The 19,103-nt window shown below is 67.9% G+C and carries 17 protein-coding genes; 6 read left to right on the forward strand and 11 right to left on the reverse strand.

The genetic code is table 11. The annotated features are described in order from the left end of the window. Window positions 1–11: 11 nt before the first annotated feature. The 8 genes from AKJ08_RS12855 to AKJ08_RS12890 form a co-directional block, all read right to left on the reverse strand. Window positions 12–473 (reverse strand): PTS sugar transporter subunit IIA, encoded by a 462-nt coding sequence (locus tag AKJ08_RS12855; RefSeq protein WP_050726434.1) that lies wholly within the window; start codon window positions 471–473, stop codon window positions 12–14. 68 nt (window positions 474–541) lie between these two features. After that, entirely contained in the window at window positions 542–2,053 is a 1,512-nt protein-coding gene (gene rpoN / locus AKJ08_RS12860; protein ID WP_050726435.1) for an RNA polymerase factor sigma-54, read from the reverse strand. A 47-nt stretch (window positions 2,054–2,100) separates the two neighbouring features. Beyond that, a complete protein-coding gene (gene lptB / locus AKJ08_RS12865; RefSeq protein WP_050726436.1) occupies window positions 2,101–2,853 on the reverse strand; it encodes an LPS export ABC transporter ATP-binding protein in 753 nt (250 codons plus the stop codon). Next, window positions 2,850–3,767: an LptA/OstA family protein gene (locus AKJ08_RS19880; RefSeq protein ID WP_050726437.1), complete on the reverse strand. Its 918-nt coding sequence runs from the start codon at window positions 3,765–3,767 to the stop codon at window positions 2,850–2,852. The genes lptB and AKJ08_RS19880 overlap by 4 nt, the downstream gene beginning before the upstream one ends. After that, window positions 3,764–4,309: a hypothetical protein gene (locus tag AKJ08_RS19885; RefSeq protein WP_050726438.1), complete on the reverse strand. Its 546-nt coding sequence runs from the start codon at window positions 4,307–4,309 to the stop codon at window positions 3,764–3,766. Before AKJ08_RS19885 ends, AKJ08_RS19880 begins: the two co-directional genes overlap by 4 nt. A gap of 156 nt (window positions 4,310–4,465) precedes the next feature. After that, window positions 4,466–5,386, reverse strand: a complete 921-nt coding sequence (locus AKJ08_RS12880) for a lysophospholipid acyltransferase family protein (protein ID WP_050726439.1) — start codon at window positions 5,384–5,386, stop codon at window positions 4,466–4,468. Next, on the reverse strand, window positions 5,383–5,949 hold the full coding sequence (locus AKJ08_RS12885) for a KdsC family phosphatase (RefSeq protein WP_050727572.1): 567 nt from the start codon (window positions 5,947–5,949) through the stop codon (window positions 5,383–5,385). Before AKJ08_RS12885 ends, AKJ08_RS12880 begins: the two co-directional genes overlap by 4 nt. A 26-nt stretch (window positions 5,950–5,975) precedes the next feature. Further along, window positions 5,976–7,289, reverse strand: a complete 1,314-nt coding sequence (locus AKJ08_RS12890) for a UDP-glucose dehydrogenase family protein (protein WP_050726440.1) — start codon at window positions 7,287–7,289, stop codon at window positions 5,976–5,978. A gap of 294 nt (window positions 7,290–7,583) precedes the next feature. On the opposite strand from AKJ08_RS12890, the gene AKJ08_RS12895 reads away from it, so the two are divergent. After that, the gene (locus AKJ08_RS12895) at window positions 7,584–8,525 is read left to right on the forward strand and encodes an NAD-dependent epimerase/dehydratase family protein (protein ID WP_157370660.1); all 942 of its coding nucleotides are present in this window, start codon (window positions 7,584–7,586) and stop codon (window positions 8,523–8,525) included. A gap of 25 nt (window positions 8,526–8,550) precedes the next feature. On the opposite strand, the gene kdsB is transcribed toward AKJ08_RS12895, so the two are convergent. Then, a complete protein-coding gene (gene kdsB, locus AKJ08_RS12900) occupies window positions 8,551–9,267 on the reverse strand; it encodes a 3-deoxy-manno-octulosonate cytidylyltransferase (RefSeq protein ID WP_050726442.1) in 717 nt (238 codons plus the stop codon). Window positions 9,268–9,348: 81 nt separating this feature from the next. Between kdsB and wecB the strand changes: the two genes are divergently transcribed. From wecB to AKJ08_RS12915, 3 genes are all read left to right on the forward strand, one after another. Beyond that, window positions 9,349–10,434, forward strand: coding sequence for a non-hydrolyzing UDP-N-acetylglucosamine 2-epimerase (gene wecB / locus AKJ08_RS12905; RefSeq protein ID WP_050726443.1), 1,086 nt, complete (start codon window positions 9,349–9,351; stop codon window positions 10,432–10,434). Between the two features lie 268 nt (window positions 10,435–10,702). After that, window positions 10,703–12,376, forward strand: a complete 1,674-nt coding sequence (locus AKJ08_RS12910) for a hypothetical protein (protein ID WP_157370661.1) — start codon at window positions 10,703–10,705, stop codon at window positions 12,374–12,376. Between the two features lie 349 nt (window positions 12,377–12,725). Beyond that, on the forward strand, window positions 12,726–14,306 hold the full coding sequence (locus AKJ08_RS12915) for a hypothetical protein (RefSeq protein WP_050726445.1): 1,581 nt from the start codon (window positions 12,726–12,728) through the stop codon (window positions 14,304–14,306). Between the two features lie 94 nt (window positions 14,307–14,400). On the opposite strand, the gene AKJ08_RS12920 is transcribed toward AKJ08_RS12915, so the two are convergent. Then, window positions 14,401–15,951, reverse strand: a complete 1,551-nt coding sequence (locus AKJ08_RS12920; protein WP_169788819.1) for a benzoate-CoA ligase family protein — start codon at window positions 15,949–15,951, stop codon at window positions 14,401–14,403. A 119-nt stretch (window positions 15,952–16,070) separates the two neighbouring features. Next, window positions 16,071–17,213 (reverse strand): acyl-CoA dehydrogenase family protein, encoded by a 1,143-nt coding sequence (locus tag AKJ08_RS12925; RefSeq protein ID WP_240475329.1) that lies wholly within the window; start codon window positions 17,211–17,213, stop codon window positions 16,071–16,073. 248 nt (window positions 17,214–17,461) lie between these two features. Here AKJ08_RS12925 and AKJ08_RS12930 point away from each other — a divergent pair, with 248 nt between their 5' ends. Both AKJ08_RS12930 and AKJ08_RS12935 read left to right on the forward strand, forming a co-directional pair. Then, window positions 17,462–18,247, forward strand: coding sequence for a type IV toxin-antitoxin system AbiEi family antitoxin domain-containing protein (locus AKJ08_RS12930; protein ID WP_050726448.1), 786 nt, complete (start codon window positions 17,462–17,464; stop codon window positions 18,245–18,247). Next, entirely contained in the window at window positions 18,244–19,062 is an 819-nt protein-coding gene (locus AKJ08_RS12935) for a nucleotidyl transferase AbiEii/AbiGii toxin family protein (RefSeq protein WP_157370662.1), read from the forward strand. The genes AKJ08_RS12930 and AKJ08_RS12935 overlap by 4 nt, the downstream gene beginning before the upstream one ends. The last annotated feature ends 41 nt before the right edge of the window (window positions 19,063–19,103 follow it).

Below are 19,103 nucleotides of genomic sequence, written 5' to 3' on the forward strand. Positions count from 1 at the left end.
GGACCCCCCAGTCAGTACTTCTCGTCTTCCTCGACGATGAGACTGTAGATGGAAGCCGCGTCCTCCGCGTCCAGGATCGCGCGCCGGAGGGCAGGGCTCTTGAAGAGCCGGCTGATCCGCGCGAGGGCCTTCAGGTGGATGCCCGCGGAGTTCTCCGGCGCGAAGAGGGCGAAGAAGAGGAAGCTCGGCTTCCCGTCGATGGCGCCGAAGTCGACGCCCTTCGCCGAGCGACCGAAGACCCCGGTGAGCTGCTGCACGCCCCGGAGCTTGCCGTGGGGGATCGCCACGCCGTCGCCGATCCCGGTGGAGCCCAGCTTCTCGCGCTCGAGGAGGATCTCCGGGAGATGGCCGGCGAGCGGTCCCGCCAGGCGCGCCGACATGGGCGCGCTGAGCTCCTCCAGGATCGTTCGCTTGTCCGTGCCCGCGAGGGACGAAAAGACGAAGTCGGGGCTGAGGAACTCGGAGATCTTCATGGTGCTTCCCCGTTGGATCGCGGCCCCGGTTGGTACACCCCCGGCCTGCCGCCGATCAAGCCCCGAGGTTAATAGATCTTCCGTCGCTTGCTGGACGGGAGGATCCCGATCTCCTCCCGGTACTTGGCCACGGTCCGCCGGGCGATCACGATCTTCTCGAGCCTGAGCAGCTCGACCAGCTTCTGATCGGAGTGGGGCGTCGTCTCCGACGCGACGATCCGCTTGATCGCGGCCTTGACCGCCTCGCTCGCCACCTCGTCGCCGCCGGACTTGGCGATGGCGGAGTTGAAGAACCACTTGAGCTCGAAGATCCCCTGGGGCGTGTGCACGTATTTGTTCGTGGTCACGCGCGACACCGTGGACTCGTGCATCTGGATGTCTTCGGCGACGTCCTTGAGGATCAGCGGCTTCAGCTGCGAGACCCCGTGGTCCAGGAAGTCCCGCTGGAACTTCACGATCGACTCGGTGACCTTGTGGATCGTGCGCTGCCGCTGGTGGATGGAGCGGATCAGCCACAGCGCCGATCGCAGCTTCTCCTGGATGAACTCCTTGGAGCCGTTCGCCTTCGCGTCGCCGTTGCGGAGCGCGTCGCGGTAGTGGTGGCTGATCCGGAGCTTCGAGAGCCCGTCGTCGTTCACCACCACCATGTATTCGTCGCCCACCTTGTGCACGTAGACATCGGGCGTGATGTACTGCGCTTCCTCGGAGACGAAGTGGCGGGCGGGCCGGGGGTCCATCTCGGCGATGGTCTTCACCGCCTCGATCACGTCCTCCCGGACGTCGTCCTTCTCCGCCTTGGTCTCCTTGGCCCATTCCTTGACGATGGCCTCGAGGTTCTTGGACTCGAGGGCCTTCAGGAAGCGGCGGATGATCACGCCGACGAGGGTGCCCTCTTCTCCCCAGGCGCGGGCCTGGATCAGCAGGCACTCCTGCAGGTCGCGGGCGCAGACGCCGAGCGGCTCGAGCTTCTGGAGCTTCCCGAGGGCGCTCGCCGCCACCGCCAGGCTGGCCCCCGCCTCGGCGGCCACGGCGATCAGCGGGTCTCCCTCGAAGTCCTCGATCCGGAAGTAGCCGAAGTCGTCGAGGTTGCCGAGGATCAGGAGCGCCACCGTCTCCTCCTCCTCGGCGAAGTCGGCGAGGCGCATCTGGGCGACGAGGTGCTCGAAGAGGGTCTCTTCCCGGGTGAGGTTCGCCTCGAAGGGAGGCAGGTCCTCGGACATCCCCTTGTTCGAGGCCGTGGTCGGCGTGAGCTGGTAGCTGTTGAGGTAGTTCTCCCAGTCGATCTCGTTCTGCCCGTCGGCGCCCTTCACCTCCTCGGAACGGTTCTCGGGAGGCTCGGGCGCCGCCCTCTCCTGCTCCACGAAGCGCTCGATCGAGGTCAGCTCCTCCGCCGACTCGGCGCGATCCTGGTCGATGGTGCTGGTCGGCTCCTCCAGGAGCGGGTTCTGCTCGATCTCCTCGCGGATCAGGGACTCGAGCTCGAGCCGGGAGAGCTGCAGGAGCTTGATCGCCTGCTGCAGCTGGGGCGTCATCACCAGCTGCTGCGACATTCTCAGGTGCTGCTTGAGCTCCAGCGACATCTCCCACCCTTGGCTGCTTCGAATCGAACGTGAGTGTACCGGCCTCTTCAGTCGAGGCGGAACTTGTCCCCTAGATAGAGCGAACGCGCCCGCTCGCTCGACGCCACCTGCGCCGGCGTCCCCTCCTCCAGAATCCTCCCCGACGCGATGATGTAGGCGCGATCGCAGATCCCCAGCGTCTCGCGCACGTTGTGATCGGTGATCAGCACGCCCAGCCCTCGGCCCTTCAGGTCCGCGACCTGGCGCTGGATCTCGCCCACGTTGATGGGATCCACGCCGGCGAAGGGCTCGTCGAAGAGAATGTAGGTCGGCCGCGGGATGAGCGACCGAGCGATCTCGCAACGCCGCCGCTCGCCCCCGGAGAGAGACTCCCCGCGGGTGTCGGCGACCTTCTCGAGCCCGAACTCCCGCAGGAGCTCCTCGCAGCGCTCCTGCCTCTCGGCGCGGGAGAGCGATTGCCCCTCCAGGACCGCGAGGAAGTTCTCGCGCACCGTGAGCTTGCGGAAGATCGAGGCCTCCTGCGGCAGGTAGCCGATCCCCGCCCGGGCGCGCCGGAACATCGGAAGGTGGGTGACGTCGTGGTCGCCCAGGTTCACCTGGCCCGCGTCGGGCCGCACCATGCCGACCACCATGTTGAACGACGTGGACTTGCCGGCCCCGTTCGGACCGAGCAGGCCCACCACCTCACCGGGGCGGACCTCCAGGTTCACGCCGTCCACCACCCGCCTGCCGCGGTAGATCTTGACCAGGCCCTCCGCCCTCAGGGCGGGAACGTCCGGCCTCGCACCGCTCGCGATCATTTCGTCCCCTTCTGCAGCTCTTCCACGGGGAAGACCGCTCGGGGCTTCTCGATCTCCACCCTGCCCTGGCCCACCTGGAAGACCGCGCGATCGCCGCGGAGGGACGAGGAGCCCTCCGTGATCACGGGGTTTCCTTCGAGCACGAGCCGTTTTCCGCCGCCGGCGAAGTGCGCCCTCTCGGCGGTCCCCTGCCGGGCGCCCTGCTCCACCCGCACCGGACCTCCTTCGGTCCATCCACTCTCGACGTGTCCGCGATCGTCACCGATCGTGACCAGGCGCGAGGCCCGCACGACGACGTCGCCGCGAACCGCGACCACGTTCCCGCTGAAGATGGTGCGGTGCCGGGCGAAGTCGTGGGTCACCTTGTCGGCGGTGATCCGCATCGGCCCGGTGCTTCCCGGCAGGTCCGCCGCATCGTCGCCGGAGAGCTCCGCCCGCGCGCGAACGAGGGTCGCCTGGCTGGAACCGGTCTCGTAGACGAGGGTCTCACCCGAGAAGCTGCGGCCTTCCTCCACGAGCGTGGTCTCGCCCGACAGGTGCAGCTCTCCCGTCACGTTGTCGAAGTAGCCGCTGCGCGAGGTCATCGTCCGAGCGCCCTGGGTGGCGGAGACCGGGCCGTCGCAGCTCACCTCGCGGACGCGCGAGGCGTTGTCGTAGACGGCCGTGAGCATCGGGCAACGCACCTCGAGGTCGCCCCGGGACGCGACTACGCCGCCGCCAAAGACCGCGCGGTGCCGTCGATGATCCACGGTCAAGGTCTCGCTCCGCAGGTCGATCGGGGCGGACGGCTCACGGGTCGCCGCAGCCGGCTCCACCGCGGCGGCGGGACTCTCGTCGGGGGGAGTGACCGCCTTCGCCGCAGACGGAAGCGCCGCGAGAATCGAGCCTGCCCAGATCCAGGACCGAACGTTCATGGCTGCTTCCTCGACTCGGCGAGCCTCGAGACGGCGTGGACCCCGCCCTCGAGCTCCAGCTGCTGGTCGTCCAGCCGGAACGAGTACGAGCGCGAATCCACCGTGTAGCCCGGGCCATGGACCTGCACGGGCTTGGCGCCCGAGATCGTGCCCGTCTCCGAATCCCAGACCGAGCCGACGGTCTGACCCCGATCGCCGGCGCCGGTGGTCACCTCGATGGGCCCGAACGCCTCCGCGCGCTCGCCGTGGATGTCTCCCTCGCCAGACTCGGCCGTGAAGTGCACGCCCCCGCGGCGGAGGGTCGGCGTCGCCGGCACGTCCGCCGTGATCGTCCTCGCGAAGACCTGGGCGTTCTCCCGGTCGAAGCTCACCTCGTCGGCGTGGACGACCCGTGGGGCGCCCTCCGTCTCGTAGTGGCGGACGGTCACGTCCCAGAGGAGGATCGCCGGCGGCCGGGTCGAGGTGGGCTCGGACTCCGGCGCGCAGGCCATGGCGCCGAGGGCAGATGCCAGGATCACTCCGGCGGCCCCGAGGGAGCGCATCGAGGCCCGCGAAAAGGGCCGGTTTTCTTGCAATCGAGCGACCATCGACGCCTGTGAGGCTAGCATCCTTTGGATCCTGCCGTAAAGGTTCGAAGCGAGTTGGGGCACGAAACTTGCTAATAAGCCCAACGTCCCGCGCCCACCCTCCATTCGCGGCTAGCTGCCCAGCGCCCGCTCGTCCGGCGGTCGGGTCTGCCAACGCCGGTGCATCCATACCCACTCGTGGGGAACGCGGCGGACCTCCTCTTCGATCGCCCGGGTCATCTCGGCGGTGATCGCGAGGGCGTCCGCCTCCGGATCCCCGGTCGGCGTGTATTCGACCTGGCGACCGCTGATCCGATGCCCGCCCCCGGCCTTCCGGTGGATGAAGATCGTCACGATCCCGGCGCCGGTCCGGAGCGCCAGATCGGCTGCGGCCCGCGGCGTATGGGCCAGCTCGCCGAAGAAGGGGACGAACACGCCCTGGACCTTGGTGTCCTGGTCGATGAGGAGCGCGAGGTAGGCGTCCTCCCGGAACGCGCGGAGCAGCTTCTTGCTGGCGCCCGGGGCCCCCCGCCAGATTGTGCGGCCGGGCCCGCGGAGCTCCTCCACGATGGCGGTGAGCCCGCCGTGGGAGAGCTCCGCGCCGACGGCGTAGGCGGGCCTGCCACTGCGGACGATGCGGCGGAAGAGGAGCTCCCAGTTGCCGATGTGGCCGGTGACCGCCACCACGCCCGAGCCCTTCCGGGCCTGGTCCAGGGCGGCGACGGCGGAGGGCTCGATCTCCACGTAGGACTCGAGCCGCCGATCGAGCTTGTCGATCTGGGCGATCTCCATCCCGGTCTCGCCGAGGGAGCGGAACATCGCCCGGGCGATCGCCTCCTGCTCCTCCGGCGTCTTCTCCGGGAAGGCCTTCGCCAGGTGCTCGAGGGCGAGGCGCCGATCCTTGGCGAAGACGCCGTAGGCGAGGCCGCCGCCCGCCCGGCCCAGGGCCAGGGCGGCGCCCAGCGGCAGGAGCTTCACGATCGCGAGGAGCCCGCGGAGCAGCCAGGTGCGCACCGCCCGCTTCACCCGCTTGCGGAGCGGCGGAAGGCTCAACGCCGGTCCCCGACGGGCGGGTGGATCGCCAGGGCCTGATCCCACGCGCCCTTCGCCTTGAGCAGGAGCTCGCAGAGCTCGCGAACCGCGCCGTGGCCGCCGGGCCTCTCGCAGACGTAGTGCACCCAGCGCTTCACCTCGGGCCTGCCGTCGGCGGGCGTCGCGGCCAGGCCGACCCGCGAGAGCACGGGGAGGTCGTTCACGTCGTCGCCGATGTAGGCGACCTCTTCCGGACCGACGCCGGCGAGGGCGAGGAGCTTCTCGAAGCCCTTGGCCTTGTCGCGCTCGCCCTGGAGCACGAAGGGGATTTTCAGCTCCCGTGCGCGGACCTCCACCATCGAGGAGCTGCGGGCTGTGAGGATCGCCGAGGCGAAGCCCACGTCGCGCCAGAGCACGATCCCGTGCCCGTCCTTCACGTCGAAGCGCTTGAACGCCTCGCCGTCCGGCCCGTAGTAGAGGCCACCGTCGGTGAGAACACCGTCCACGTCGAGTGCCAGGAGCTTGACGCCCTGCGCCCGCCGCACGAGCTCTTCATCCGCCGCGATCCGATCGTGCCCGCTCATGGCGGCCGTCATAACAGAGACGGCGCTCAGGGCGCCACGCCTCGGCCGATCCCCTCGTAGACGAAGCCCCGGTCGCGCATCCTCGCCGGATCGAAGACGTTGCGGCCGTCGAAGATCACGGGGGCCTTCATCAGGCCCTTGAGGCGGTCGAAGTCGGGCCGGCGGAACTCGTTCCACTCGGTGACGATGAAGAGCCCGTCCGCCCCCTCCACCGCGCCGTAGGGCGTGTCGGTGAAGCCGATGCGATCGCCGAAGATCCGCTTGGCCGTGCCGTGGGCCACCGGATCGTGGGCGGCGACCGTGGCCCCCTTGCCGAGGAGCCCCTCGATCAGAGGGATCGAGGGCGACTCGCGCATGTCGTCGGTCTTGGGCTTGAACGCGAGGCCCCAAACCCCGAAGTGCTTCCCGGAGAGGTTCCCGCCGAAGTGCCTGATGGCCTTGCGCAGGAGGAGCTGCTTCTGCTGCTCGTTCACCCGGTCGACGCTGCCGAGGAGGTTGAAGTCGAGGCCGTTCTCCCGGGCCGTGGAGTAGAGGGCGCGGATGTCCTTGGGGAAACAGGAGCCTCCGAAGCCGGGCCCGGGGAAGAGGAAGGAGAGCCCGATGCGGCTGTCGGAGCCAAGGCCCAGGCGCACGTGATCGACGTCGGCGCCCACCTTCTCGCAGAGCGCCGCCATCTCGTTCATGAAGGAGATCCGCGCCGCCAGCATCGCGTTGGCCGCGTACTTGGTGAGCTCGGCGGACTGGGGATCCATGAAGAGGATCCGGTTCGACCTCCGGGTGAAGGGCGCGTAGAGCTCCGCCATGAGGTCGCGGGCCCGCTGGCTCTCCGTCCCGATCACCACGCGGTCCGGCGAGAGGAAGTCGTCGATGGCGGCGCCCTCCTTCATGAACTCGGGGTTCGAGACCACATCGAAGTCGGCGTTCGGCGCCACCGAGAGGATCTCCTCCCGGACCTTCTTCGCGGTGCCCACCGGGACCGTGCTCTTGTCGACGACCACGGTGTAGCTGCCGAGCGAGCGGCCGATCGCCCGGGCTGCCGCCAGCACGTACTGGAGGTCGGCCGAGCCGTCGTCGCCCTGCGGCGTCCCCACCGCGATGAAGACCACCTCGGCGCGGCTCACGGCGTCGGGGAGGCGGGTGGTGAAGGTGAGGCGGCCGGCGGCGGCGTTGCGCTCCACCAGCTCCTCGAGGCCCGGCTCGTAGATCGGGATCTCGCCACGGCGGAGCGCGTCGATCTTCGCCCCGTCGATGTCCACGCAGACCACGTCGTTGCCGCTGTCCGCGAAGCAGGTGCCTGCGACGAGGCCCACGTAGCCGGTGCCGATGACTGCGACGCGCATCGCTTTCGTCCCCTTCGAGTCGCCCGCCGGGCGGGCGGCCGCTCGTTCGTGTTCGCGCACGGCATCGCGCGCGCTCGGTCCTCTCTCCGAAATCCGATGGGTGGAGATCCGAGGAGTGACGTTTATCCGGGAGGGATCGTCGACCTGTCAACCTCGGGGCGGCCGGGAATTCTCGGGCTCGAGAGCCCCCTTGGGGCAGAGGATCGGCTACAACTCCAGCGACTTTCGTCTTCGTGCGCTTTTTCTCGCCTGCCCGGCGGTTCTCCGGGGATGGGCGCCATCTCGAGGTTTCCCGTGAGCCATCTCCTCGTCACCGGCGGCGCCGGGTTCATCGGCAGCCACCTCGTCGATCGCCTCCTGGGCGACGGACACCGCGTCACGGTGGTCGACGACTTCGATCCCTTCTACGACCCGTCCATCAAGCGCCGGAACGTCGAGCCCCACCTGCGGAGCGACCGCTATTCGCTGGCGGAGATCGACATCCGCGACGCGGACGCCCTGCGCCGCCTGCCGGGCGAGTTCGACGCCATCGTCCACCTCGCCGCCCGCGCCGGCGTGAGGCCCTCGATCCTGGATCCCATCGGCTACCAGGAGGTCAACGTCCGCGGGACGCAGAACGTGCTCGAGCTCGCCCGCGAGCGGGGCATCCGGCAGTTCGTCTTCGCCTCCTCCAGCAGCGTCTACGGGATCAACCCGCGGGTGCCGTGGCGGGAGGACGATCACGTGCTCCTCCCGATCAGCCCCTACGCCAGCACCAAGGTGAGCGGCGAGCTCCTCGGCCACGTCTACAGCCACCTCTACGGGATCCGCTTCGTGGCCCTGCGCTTCTTCACGGTCTACGGGCCGCGCCAGCGCCCCGACCTCGCGATCCACAAGTTCGCCCGGCTCATGCTCGAGGGACGGCCGATCCCCGTCTACGGCGATGGCTCCACCCGCCGCGACTACAGCTTCGTCGACGACATCGTCGAGGGGATCGTCCGGTCCATCGCGTACGACCGCAGCCCCTACGCCGTGCTCAACCTCGGAAACGATCGAACGATCACCCTCTCCGAGCTGATCGCCCTCCTCGAGGAAACGTTGGGCGTGAAGGCCGCGGTCGAGCGGCACCCCGACCAGCCGGGCGACGTGCCCCAGACCTGGGCGAGCATGGACCTGGCCACCGACGCCTTGGGCGAGCTCCCCAGAACGCCGTTCCCCGAGGGCCTCCGCCGCTTCGCCGACTGGCTCCGCGGCTAATCGGCGGACGCTCCCGGAGGGACTGTCAGTAGTAGGCCCGCACCCGCTCGAGATCTTCGGGCGTGTCCACGCCGATCGAGCGCCAGGTGGTGTCGACCACACGGATGGCGTGGCTGTGCTCGAGGACCCGGAGCTGCTCGAGCTTCTCGCTCTGCTCGAGGGGCGTCGGCGAGAGGCGGGTGTAGGCCTGGAGGAAGGACGCCCGGAAGGCGTAGATCCCCACGTGGGCGCGGCCGAGGGTCCCGGGACCGCCGCCGCGGAGGTGGGGGATCGGCGCGCGGGAGAAGTAAAGGGCGTCGCCGCGCAGGTTGCAGACCACCTTCACCACGTTCGGGTTGTCGAGCTCCCCCGGCTCCAGCGGCCGCGCGAGGGTCGCCATCTCCACCGTGGGATCGGAGAAGGCGCCCAGGAGGGCCTCGACGGCGCGGGGCTCCAGGAGCGGCTCGTCGCCCTGAACGTTGACGACCACGTCGAGGTCACCGAGCTGCCTCGCCGCGTGGGCGCAGCGATCGCTGCCGGAGGGGCAGTCGGAAGGGGTCATCGCGACCTCGCCGCCATCGGCCCGGACCGCCGCCGCGATTCGCTCGTCGTCGGTGGCGACCACCGCCCTCTCGATCCCGCGCACCGCCCGAGCCCTCTCGAGGACCCGCACGATCATGGGCTTTCCGCCGAGGTCCGCCAGGGGCTTCCCCGGCAGGCGCTCGCTGGCGAAGCGCGCCGGGACGATGATGGCCGTCTTCATGGGGCGCGAGCTTTGCCGGAAGGCCGGCGGGATCGCAACCGGTCGATTGCGGGGGCGGCAGGCCGTCCGCAGCTTGCCCCCATGAAGATCGTCCACGTGGTCGGTGCCCGCCCGAACTTCATGAAGATCGCTCCGATCCTCCAGGCCGTGGCTCGCGCGGGCTTCGCCGAGCAGAAGCTCGTCCACACCGGCCAGCACTACGACCCGTCGATGTCGGACGTCTTCTTCACGGACCTGGGCATGCCGAGGCCCGACATCTACATGGGCGTCGGCTCCGGCTCCCACGCCGAACAGACTGCGAAGGTGATGCTCGGCTTCGAGAAGCTCTGCCTCGAGGAGCGGCCGAACCTGGTGGTGGTGGTGGGCGACGTGAACTCGACCTTCGCCTGTGCGCTGGTGGCGGCGAAGCTGCAGATCCGCTGCGCCCACGTGGAGGCGGGCCTGCGCTCCGGCGACATGCGGATGCCCGAGGAGGTGAACCGCGTCCTCACCGATCGGATGTGCGAGCTCCTGCTCACGCCCTCCCGCGACGGCGACGAGAACCTGCTGCGCGAAGGGACGCCGCCCGAGCGGATCCACTTCGTGGGCAACGTGATGATCGACTCCCTCCTCTCGCACCTGCCGAGGGCGAAGGCCCTCGGGATCCCGGAGAAGCTGGACCTCGACCCTGGAGGCTACGGGGTCCTCACCCTCCACCGTCCGTCCAACGTGGACGACCCTGTCGTCCTCGGCGGTCTCCTCGGCGCAGTCGAGGAGCTCCAGCGGCGGATCCCGATCGTCTTCCCCGTACACCCGCGCACGCGAAAGCAGCTCGAGACCTTCGGCTTCGGGCCGCGAATGGCGGCCATGCCGGGGCTTCGCCTTTGCGAGCCTTTTGGTTACCTCGAGTTCCTGGGCCTAACCTCCCAGGCCCGCCTCGTCCTCACCGACTCCGGGGGCCTGCAGGAGGAGACCACCGCCGTCGGGATCCCCTGCCTCACCCTGCGCGAGAACACCGAGCGCCCGGTGACCGTGACCGAGGGGACCAACACCGTCGTGGGCCTCGACCCCGCCCGCATCGCCGCGGAGGCCAACGGCATCCTGGACGGCGGCGGGAAGCACGGCCGGATCCCTGCGCTCTGGGACGGCAAGTCCAGCGAGCGAATCGCGGCCTTGTTCCGGCGCTGAGAGACTCCCTCGCCTGACGAAAGCGTCCCTCGGCCCAGCCGCCTGATCAACGCGCTGGTCCGGCCGCGCTCGATTATGTGTGCCAATTTTCTAGCGCGGCTCGTCTCGCCTGTTTGATTGAAGACACACTTCCGCCAGCGGAATGACAAACCATTTCATGCGCTTTCGGACCGCGCGGGGAATTTAGGACAGATTGCGTCTTCAAGACTTTTGACCGTCCCCTCTTGCCTCCGTTACGAAGGAGGTCTTCACCAGCAAGGAGGAGACGATGCCCCGGTTCATTCGGCTGTGTCTGACGTTGTCTTTCGTTGCAAGCACCCTCAACGGATGTGGCAGCGAGGTGGGGAGCCCTGCGGGATCCGAGCCGCTCGGATCGTCGATCAGCGGTCTCACGATCCTGAACGACCACTCTCTCGCCGTGACGGACAAGGAGATCCTCGTCCCGTTCACCCTCGAGCGGGTTCTCCAACAGGTGATCAACCAGAGCGGTGCCGCTACGACGCCCCTGAAGCTCTTCCGCCAGTGGTGGGCGGACGAGACCGAGGCGGGAGCCGGCCGGCCTTCGCCCGCCCACTGCGACGACCAGATGCTCGGGTGGCAGGCGGGCTTCAACGACTACCCGTGGGACTGCCCGAGGCCGGAGGGGACGATCGAGTCCGTCAGCAATCCCTTCGTGAACTACCCCAACGACGACGCCAACTACATCCCGATCGGCCTCTTCAACCGCTTCGACCTCGCGCCCATCAACGGCTCCCATTGCGGCGAGTACCGCATCGTCTTCGCGCGGAACTCCGGGAGGCGGACGCTGGAGATCGAGACCGAGCGAGGCGAGCCGGCGTACGGGGAAGGTGAGCGGAACCTCCTCATCTTCGAAGCGATCCTCCCGAACCCCAGGCCCAACCGGGGACTCGACGGCTGCCGCGACGTGGTCAAGTTCTGGGCCGAGCTCTCCGACCAGCCGGATGTCATGGTCCGCCAGGAAATGCTCTTCAAGTTCTACTTCTATGGGATCGACGGCTTCGAGCCGGTGGTCCACAAGAACCACTACGGCGCCGCGCTCGGCGCCGATGGCTATGGTTGCTCGACCGGGCAGATCCGCACCAACCAGTTCATGCGCTCCCGAAACTGGGACCTCCGCGAGTTCAAGCTGGTGAATGACTGCCGGTGTGGCGAGCGATGCGTGCTCTCGATCATGCCGATGACCGTGAAGGGCAACCCCTACGGCGAGCTCTTCGGCACGTCTCATCCCAACGGGCCGGGCCTGCAGAACGACTTCGTCGCGACCGCCGTCAACTCGCTTACCAACTCCTGGAACGTGAACGAGTTCTCGTACACGGTGGACGACCGCTACGACTCGGGCTCCAGCCCCGTGGACAGCCGAAACGAGTACGTCGCGCAGTCGTCCTGGAACTGGCCCTTCAAGAACGACATCAAGGGCCAGCTCTACAGCCTCGGTCGCTACGATTCCGTGTGGATGAACCCCGATCACGTCCTCGCCCGAGCCACCGCCCTCTCCTGCGCCGGCTGCCACAACCTGAGCAACAATGCCGACATGGGCAACGGCGTCATCTGGCCGGAATCCCTGGGCTTCACCCATGTGGAGGAGAGGATCGGCGCCGGCGGGAAGTACCGAATCTCCAAAGCGCTCGAGGACTATTTCCTGCCCTTCCGGGCGAGGATCATGGAGGACTTCCTGAACAATGGCGCGGGCGCCCGCGGGAGCGGCGAGAAGTGCGAGTTCCGCCTCCCGCCCGAGATCAGCGTTGAGCAGTGCTGGGAGGACGAGCGCCGGGCAGAGGAGCAGGCCGGCGGGCAGGGAGGAGATTCGGGAGGAGGAAAGGATGGCGAGCGGACCGTGGTGCGCCTGTCGAAATTCTCGGTGTCTTCAATCCGCCTCCTCGAGCCGTACGTTGGACCGCGTTTCGTGAACCACGTCCACTGATCCGCGCCTGAAGAGCGAACCGGAATCGGGCCCGGCCGCCGCGAGAGACGTTTCCGCGGCGGTCGGGCCTTTTTTTGGAAGGCCGAGCGCGCTCGAACACCCGTGCCAACTTGCTGGCGCGGCTCGTCTCTCGTGTTCAATGGGAAACACAATCCCGCCAACAGAATGCTAAAATATTTCACGCACTTGCAGAAATATGGAGATTTTTGGACAGACTTCGTCTTCCCGGTTTTTGCCCCGTCCCCCTGCCCTCGGTTAGGAAGGAGGTCTTCACCAACCCGGAGGTAACGATGGAGCGATTCGTTCGGCTGTGTCTGACGTTGTCTTTCATTGCAACGGGTCTCTATGGATGTGGAAGCGCGGGGGGAGCCCTGCTGGCTCCGAGGCGGTCGGCTCCACGAGCAGCGGTCTCACGATCCTCAACGACCATTCTCTCGCGGTCACGGACGCCAAAATCCTCGAGCCGTTCACGCTCGAGCGGGTCCTCAAGCAGGTGATCAACCAGAGCGGAGCGGCGACGAGCCCCCTGCGCCTCTTCCGGCAGTGGTGGGCGGACGAGACCGAGGTGGCGGCCGGCAGGTTGTCGCCGGCGCACTGCGACGATCAGATGGCGGGAGGGCAGCCCAGCTTCAACGATTACCCCTGGGAGTGTCCGAGGCCCGAGGGGACGATCGAGTCCCTCAGCAACCCTTTCGTGAACTATCCTCGCGACGACGCGAACTACATCCCGATCGGGCTCTTCAACCGCTTCGATCTCGCGCCCCTGAACGGAGCGCACTGCGGCGAGTACCGCATCGTCTTCGCGCGACAGTCCGGAGAGAGGACGCTCCGGATGGAAGAAGAGCGGGGAGGCGAGCCGGCTTACGGCGAAGGTGAGCGGAACCTGCTCATCTTCGAGGCCATCCTCCCGAACCCCGAGCCGGGCGCAGGGCTGGATGGTTGCCGCCGGGTGGTCGAGTTCTGGGCCGGGCTCTCTGGCGAACCGGACATGGGGATTCGGCGCGACCTGCTCGAGAAGTTCTACTTCGACGGGATCGATGGATTCGAGCCCGTGGTCCACGTGAACCACTACGGAGCCGCCCTCGGCGCCGAAGGCTACGGATGCTCGACCGGGCAGATCCGCACCAACCAGTTCATGCACACCAGGAGCTGGGAGCTCCGGGAGTTCAAGCTGGTGAAGGACTGCCGTTGCGGAGAGAGGTGCGTGCTCTCCATCGTCCCGATCACGACGAAGACCAACCCCTATGGCGAGCTCTTCGGAATGGGCACCCATCCCAATGGGACAAGCCTTCAGGGCGACTTCCTGGCGAGCGCCGTGGCCTCGCTGACCGACTCCTGGGACGTGAACGAGTTCACGTACAGCGTGAATGACAAGTTCAACTCGGGTTCCAGCCCCGCGGACAATCGAAACGACTACTTCGACCGGGCGTTCGGGAACTCGCCCTTCCGCAAGAAGATCGACAAGCAGCTCCAGCTCATCGGTCGCTACGACCCGGTGAACATGAACAACCGGCACGTGCTCAACCGTGCCACTTCGGTCTCCTGCGCCGGCTGCCACAACCTGAACAACACGGGCGCCCAGTCCGACATGGGCAACGGCATCGCCTGGCCCGAGTCCCTGGGCTTCACCCACGTGGAGGAGAGGCTCGATTCGAACGGGAAATACCGAATCTCCGTTGCGCTCGAGAAGTATTTCCTGCCCTTCCGGGCGAAGATCATGGACGACTTCCTGAATGGATGGAACGGAAGGGGGACCGACGCCAAGTGCGAGTTCCGGCTCCCGCAGGAGATCGACGTCGAGCAGTGCAGGCGGGACGAGGCCGAGGCCCGCGAGCGTGGGCAGGAGGAGCGGAAGTCGAGGTTCCCGGTTTGGGCACTCCGCTTCCTCGAGCAGGATGTCGGAAAGCGCTTCGTGAACCGCGTTCACTGATTCGCGCCAGAAGCGCAAGCAAGTATCCGGGCCCGGCCGCCGCAGAGTCGCTTCTGCGGCGGCCGGGCCCCACTTTTCACTGTTGCGTAGCCCGTCAGCCCCGCAGGGCGGACTTGAGGACCTTGCCCCGATCGCTCTTGGGCAAGCTGTCGCGGAAGACCACCTGCCGCGGATACTTCCACGGCTGCAGCCGCGCCTTGGCGAGGGCCTGCAGCTCGCTGGCGAGGGCGTCGCCTGGCGCGTGGCCCGCGGCGGGGACCACGAAGGCCCTGGGCTTCTCGAGGCCCTCCTCGTCCACGTAGCCGACCACGGCGACCTCCTGCACGGCCGGATGGGCGAGGAGGACGTTCTCCACCTCGATCGGGGCGAGGAAGCGGCCGCCGACCTTGAGCAGATCGTCGGTGCGGCCGCCGTACCAGAAACGCCCCTCCGCATCGCGGCGGAACTTGTCGGCGGAGACGAACCACTCGCCCCGGAAGACCTTCCGCGATGCTTCGGTGCGCATGAAATAGCCAAGGCCCATGGAGACGCCGCGGATCCAGAGGGAGCCGAGCTCGCCGTCGGGGAGATCCCGCCCGTCGTCGTCGCGGATCCGCGCCTCGTAGCCCTCGACCACCTTGCCCAGGGAGCCGACCTCCACGTCGCCGGGCCGGTTGGAGATGTAGACGTGGAAGAGCTCCGCCGAGCCGATCCCGTCCAGGACCTCGTGGCCGAACTTCTCCCTGTACCGGCGGTAGAGCTCGGGCGGGAGCGCCTCGCCCGCGCTGGTGGTGATCCGCAGCCGCGACCAGTCGTAGCGATTCGGCTCGTGCTCCAGGTGGACCATCGCGTTCAGCATCGTGGGCACGCTGCAGAGCACGGTGGCCTTGCGTCGATCGATCTCCTCGAGCACGCGCTCGGCGGTGCTCCTCTCGGAGAAGAGCGCGACCGTCGCGCCCACGCGGAACGGAAAGAGGAGATTGGTGCCCAGGGCGTAGCCGAAGAAGAGCTTGGGGACGCCCACGGTGACGTCTTCCGGGCCGAGCCCGAGGACGGGGAGCCCGTAGGTGTGGGTGTTGTAGAGGAAATCCACGTGTCGGTGGACCACCGCCTTGGGAAAGCCGGTGGAGCCGCCAGTGTAGAGCATCACGCCCACGTCCTCGGCGACGGTCTCGGCGGGGGTGTGATCGGCAGAGAGCTTCGGCGCCTCGTCCTCCCAGCGGACCGACCGCGGCGGCAGCGGCAGGCGCGGCTCGCCCCGGCAGAAGACGGCCGCCTCGAGCCACTTCGCGTCGGCGAGTCGCAGGGCGCCGCCCGCGAGGCGCTCCTCGGCGACGAGGATCCTCGAGCGCGTGTAATCCAGGTAGTAGGCGAGCTCCTCGGGCTTGCAGTCCGGACTCACCGCCGACACCACGGCGCCCATTCGCACCGCGGCGAACCAGAACCAGACGAACTCCGGATGGTCGGAGAGCATGAGCAGGACGCGCTGCTCGCGCTGGAGGCCGAGGGACTCTAGAAGGTTCGCCGCCTTGCAGACGTGCTCGAGGACTTCGCGGTACGTGTAGCGCTCGTCGCGGTAGAGGAGCGCGGTGCGCTCGCCCCTCCCCTCCCGGACGTTCTTGTCGACGTACTCGACGCAGAGGTTGAGCGCTTCGGGAAACTCCACGGAATCCATCGCTCCTCCGTTCTCGGAAACACTCTTTTTTTCGTCTGCTCCGCCTTCGGCTCCGCCGCTCCCGCCGCCCCCGGATGGACGCGCCATCGCGCCCGCGCCACGCCTGTCGCCTACTCTTCCTTCAGCCGCTCCCTGGCGATCACGACCTTCTGCACCTCGGAGGCGCCCTCGTAGATCCGCAGCGCGCGGATCTCCCGGTAGAGCCGCTCCACCGCCGTGCCGCGGATCACGCCGAGGCCGCCGTGGAGCTGCAGGCTGCGATCGATGATCCGCTGCGCGTTCTCGGTGGCGACGAGCTTCGCCAGCGCCGCCTCCCGCGTGATCCGCGCGGCGCCGCGATCCTTGGTCCACGCCGCCTGGTAGACGAGGAGCCGCGCCGCCTCGAGCTCCGCCTCGTTGTCCGCCAGGAGGAACTGCACGCCCTGGAGGCCGGCGAGAGGCCCGCCGAACTGCTTGCGGCTGCGCACGTGGCGCACCGCTTCGTCCTGCGCCCGCTGCGCCATCCCCAGCGCGGCGGCGCCCACCGTCGAGCGGAAGAGATCCAGGGTGGCGAGGGCGAGCTTGAAGCCGCTGCCCTCCTCGCCGAGGAGGGCCTCCTTCGGGAGCCTCGCGTCCTCGAAGATCACCTCGCCCAGCGGGTGCGGCGCCATGGTGTCCTGGGGGACCACGCGGACACCAGGCGTGCCCGCCTCCACCAGGAAGGCGGACACGCCCCTGGATCCCTCGCCGGTGCGGGCGAAGAGGGTCATCGCCCCGAAGATCGTGGCGTTGGAGATGAAGCGCTTCTGCCCGGAGATCACCCACTCGTCGCCGACGCGGCGCGCGCTGCACGAGAGGGCGCCCGCGTCGGAGCCGGCCTCAGGCTCGGTGAGGGCGAAGGCCGTGACGGTCTCGCCGCGGGCGACACCAGGGAGGATCCGCGCCTTCTGCTCCTCGCTCCCCGCGAGCGCGATCGGGTGGCTGCCCAGGCCCTGCATGGCGAACGCGAAGTCCGCGAGGCCCATCCTCCACGCGAGCTGTTCACGGATGGTGCAGATCGATCGCACATCGATCGACTCGTGCACGCCTCCGTACGCAGCGGGCACTGCGAAGCGGGTGAGGCCCGCGTCGCCCAGCCTGCGGAGGATCTCGCGGAAGAGGTCGTCCACCCCATCTTCCCTGTGCTCGATCGGAGCGAGGTGCTCGTCGCCGATGGCCCTGGCTCGGAGGGCCAGCTCGTGATGCCTCTCCTCGAGGAATGGCGTCTCTCGCACTCTTCGCTCCTCTCGCGAGGCCGGGGCCGGGCCCATCGGCGCTCGCGTCGCGGCAGGGGAGACGCGATCCTACTTCGCCCCCCCGCCAATCGCGCAAGTGCGTTCAGAGTTGCCCAGGCGAAGCTGTGGAAGTGGCAACTTGCACAAGATAACGAACTGCGTAATCTTCCGCATGTAGCGGCTTCACGGGTCTGGAGCCGCCGAAAGCAACGCTGCGTGGTACTTTTTGCGCTCAGGAACTATCGGTCATGCGCTCTGCAGCGGACTACATCGAGGACCTCCAGTCCAACGGGAGACTGACGTTCACGACCGAGCAGGCGATCCAGGCGCTCGGGCGCTCGGTGCCCGCCGTCCGCGCGCAGCTGCGCCGGCTGAAGGAGAAGGGGCACATTGCGGACCCGTACCGGGGTTTTCATGTCGTCGTCCCCCCGCAGTATCGCAGGCTGGGCTGCCTCCCCGCCGACCACTTCATTCCGCAGCTCATGGGGCATCTCGGCGAGCCCTACTACGTGGCGCTCCTGAGCGCCGCCGCGTACCACGGTGCGGCTCACCAGGCGCCCATGGTCTTCCAGGTGATGGTTACGAAGGCGCGGCGAGGGCTCTCGTGCGGTGGAGTTCGTGTCGACTTCGTCGCGCGACAGGACATGGCGAGCACCTCCGTCGTGGAACGAAACGTACCGACCGGCGTGCTTCGCATCGCATCGCCGGCGGCCACGGCGCTCGAGATCGTCGGATACCCCGAGCGATGCGGCTACCTCGACAACGTCGCCACGGTGCTCGCCGAGCTAGCCGAGTCCATCGACGGAGAAGCCCTCGCCGCAGAGGCACGGCGCGCGCCCGTCGCGTGGGTGCAGCGTCTCGGCTACCTCCTCGTCCTCGTCGAGCAGAACGCGCTCGCTCATCGCCTCGATGACGTCCTCGCAGAGAGAAACGTTTTCACGGTCCCGCTTGCCCCATGGCACGAAATGGAGGGCGCGCGCCGGGACGCACGCTGGCATGTCGCGGTTAACACAGATGTGGAGCCGGATACATGATCCCCGAGCAGGCTATCGTGGAGTGGCGCCGTGAGGCGCCCTGGGACGCCAACTCGCTGGTCGAGCAGGATCTGATCATCAGCCGCGCTCTCGCCGAGATGTACGCGCGACCCGAGATCGCCGATCGCCTCGCGTTCAGGGGTGGCACCTCGCTCTACAAGCTCCACCTGCGGCCAGCCGCGCGGTTCTCTGAGGATATCGATCTCGTTCAGGTCCGACCTGAGCCCATCGGCGACACGCTCGACCTCGTGCGCGGAGTGCTGGACGGCTGGCTCGGCACGCCACAGCGCAAGCTGAAAGAGGGGCGCGTCAACCTCGTCTACCGCTTCGACTCGGAAGACTCGCCTCCGGTCAGGATGCGGCTGAAGATCGAGATCAACTCGCGGGAGCACTTCACGGAGCTTGGTCTACTTCGGGTTCCCCTTGAGGTTGACAACCAGTGGTTTCGCGGCAAGGCCGACGTGACCACGTTCGCCCTCGATGAGCTGCTCGGCACGAAGCTCCGCGCGCTGTACCAACGGAGGAAGGGGCGCGATCTCTTCGACCTCTGGTTTGCGCTGGAGCGAGGCCGCGTGAACACGGCGGCGCTAGTCGCTTGCTTCGATCGCTACATGACGGACGGAGGACACTCTGTTACCCGCTCGCTCTTCGAGGCGAACCTCCATGAGAAAGCGAAACGCCCGGACTTTCGTGGCGACATGAATGCCCTGCTACGCCCTGTAATGGCCTGGGACTTCGACGCTGCGCTGCAAATCGTCCTGAGCGAGGTCGTAGCCAAGTTGCCAGGCGACCCATGGAAAGGGGACGGTGGATGACGCCATCGGATCGGAGCGCGGGCACGACGCCTCGTCCCGAA

Origin of the sequence: Vulgatibacter incomptus, from assembly GCF_001263175.1 — a bacterium.
In the GTDB taxonomy this organism is placed as follows: Bacteria; Myxococcota; Myxococcia; order Myxococcales; family Vulgatibacteraceae; genus Vulgatibacter; species Vulgatibacter incomptus.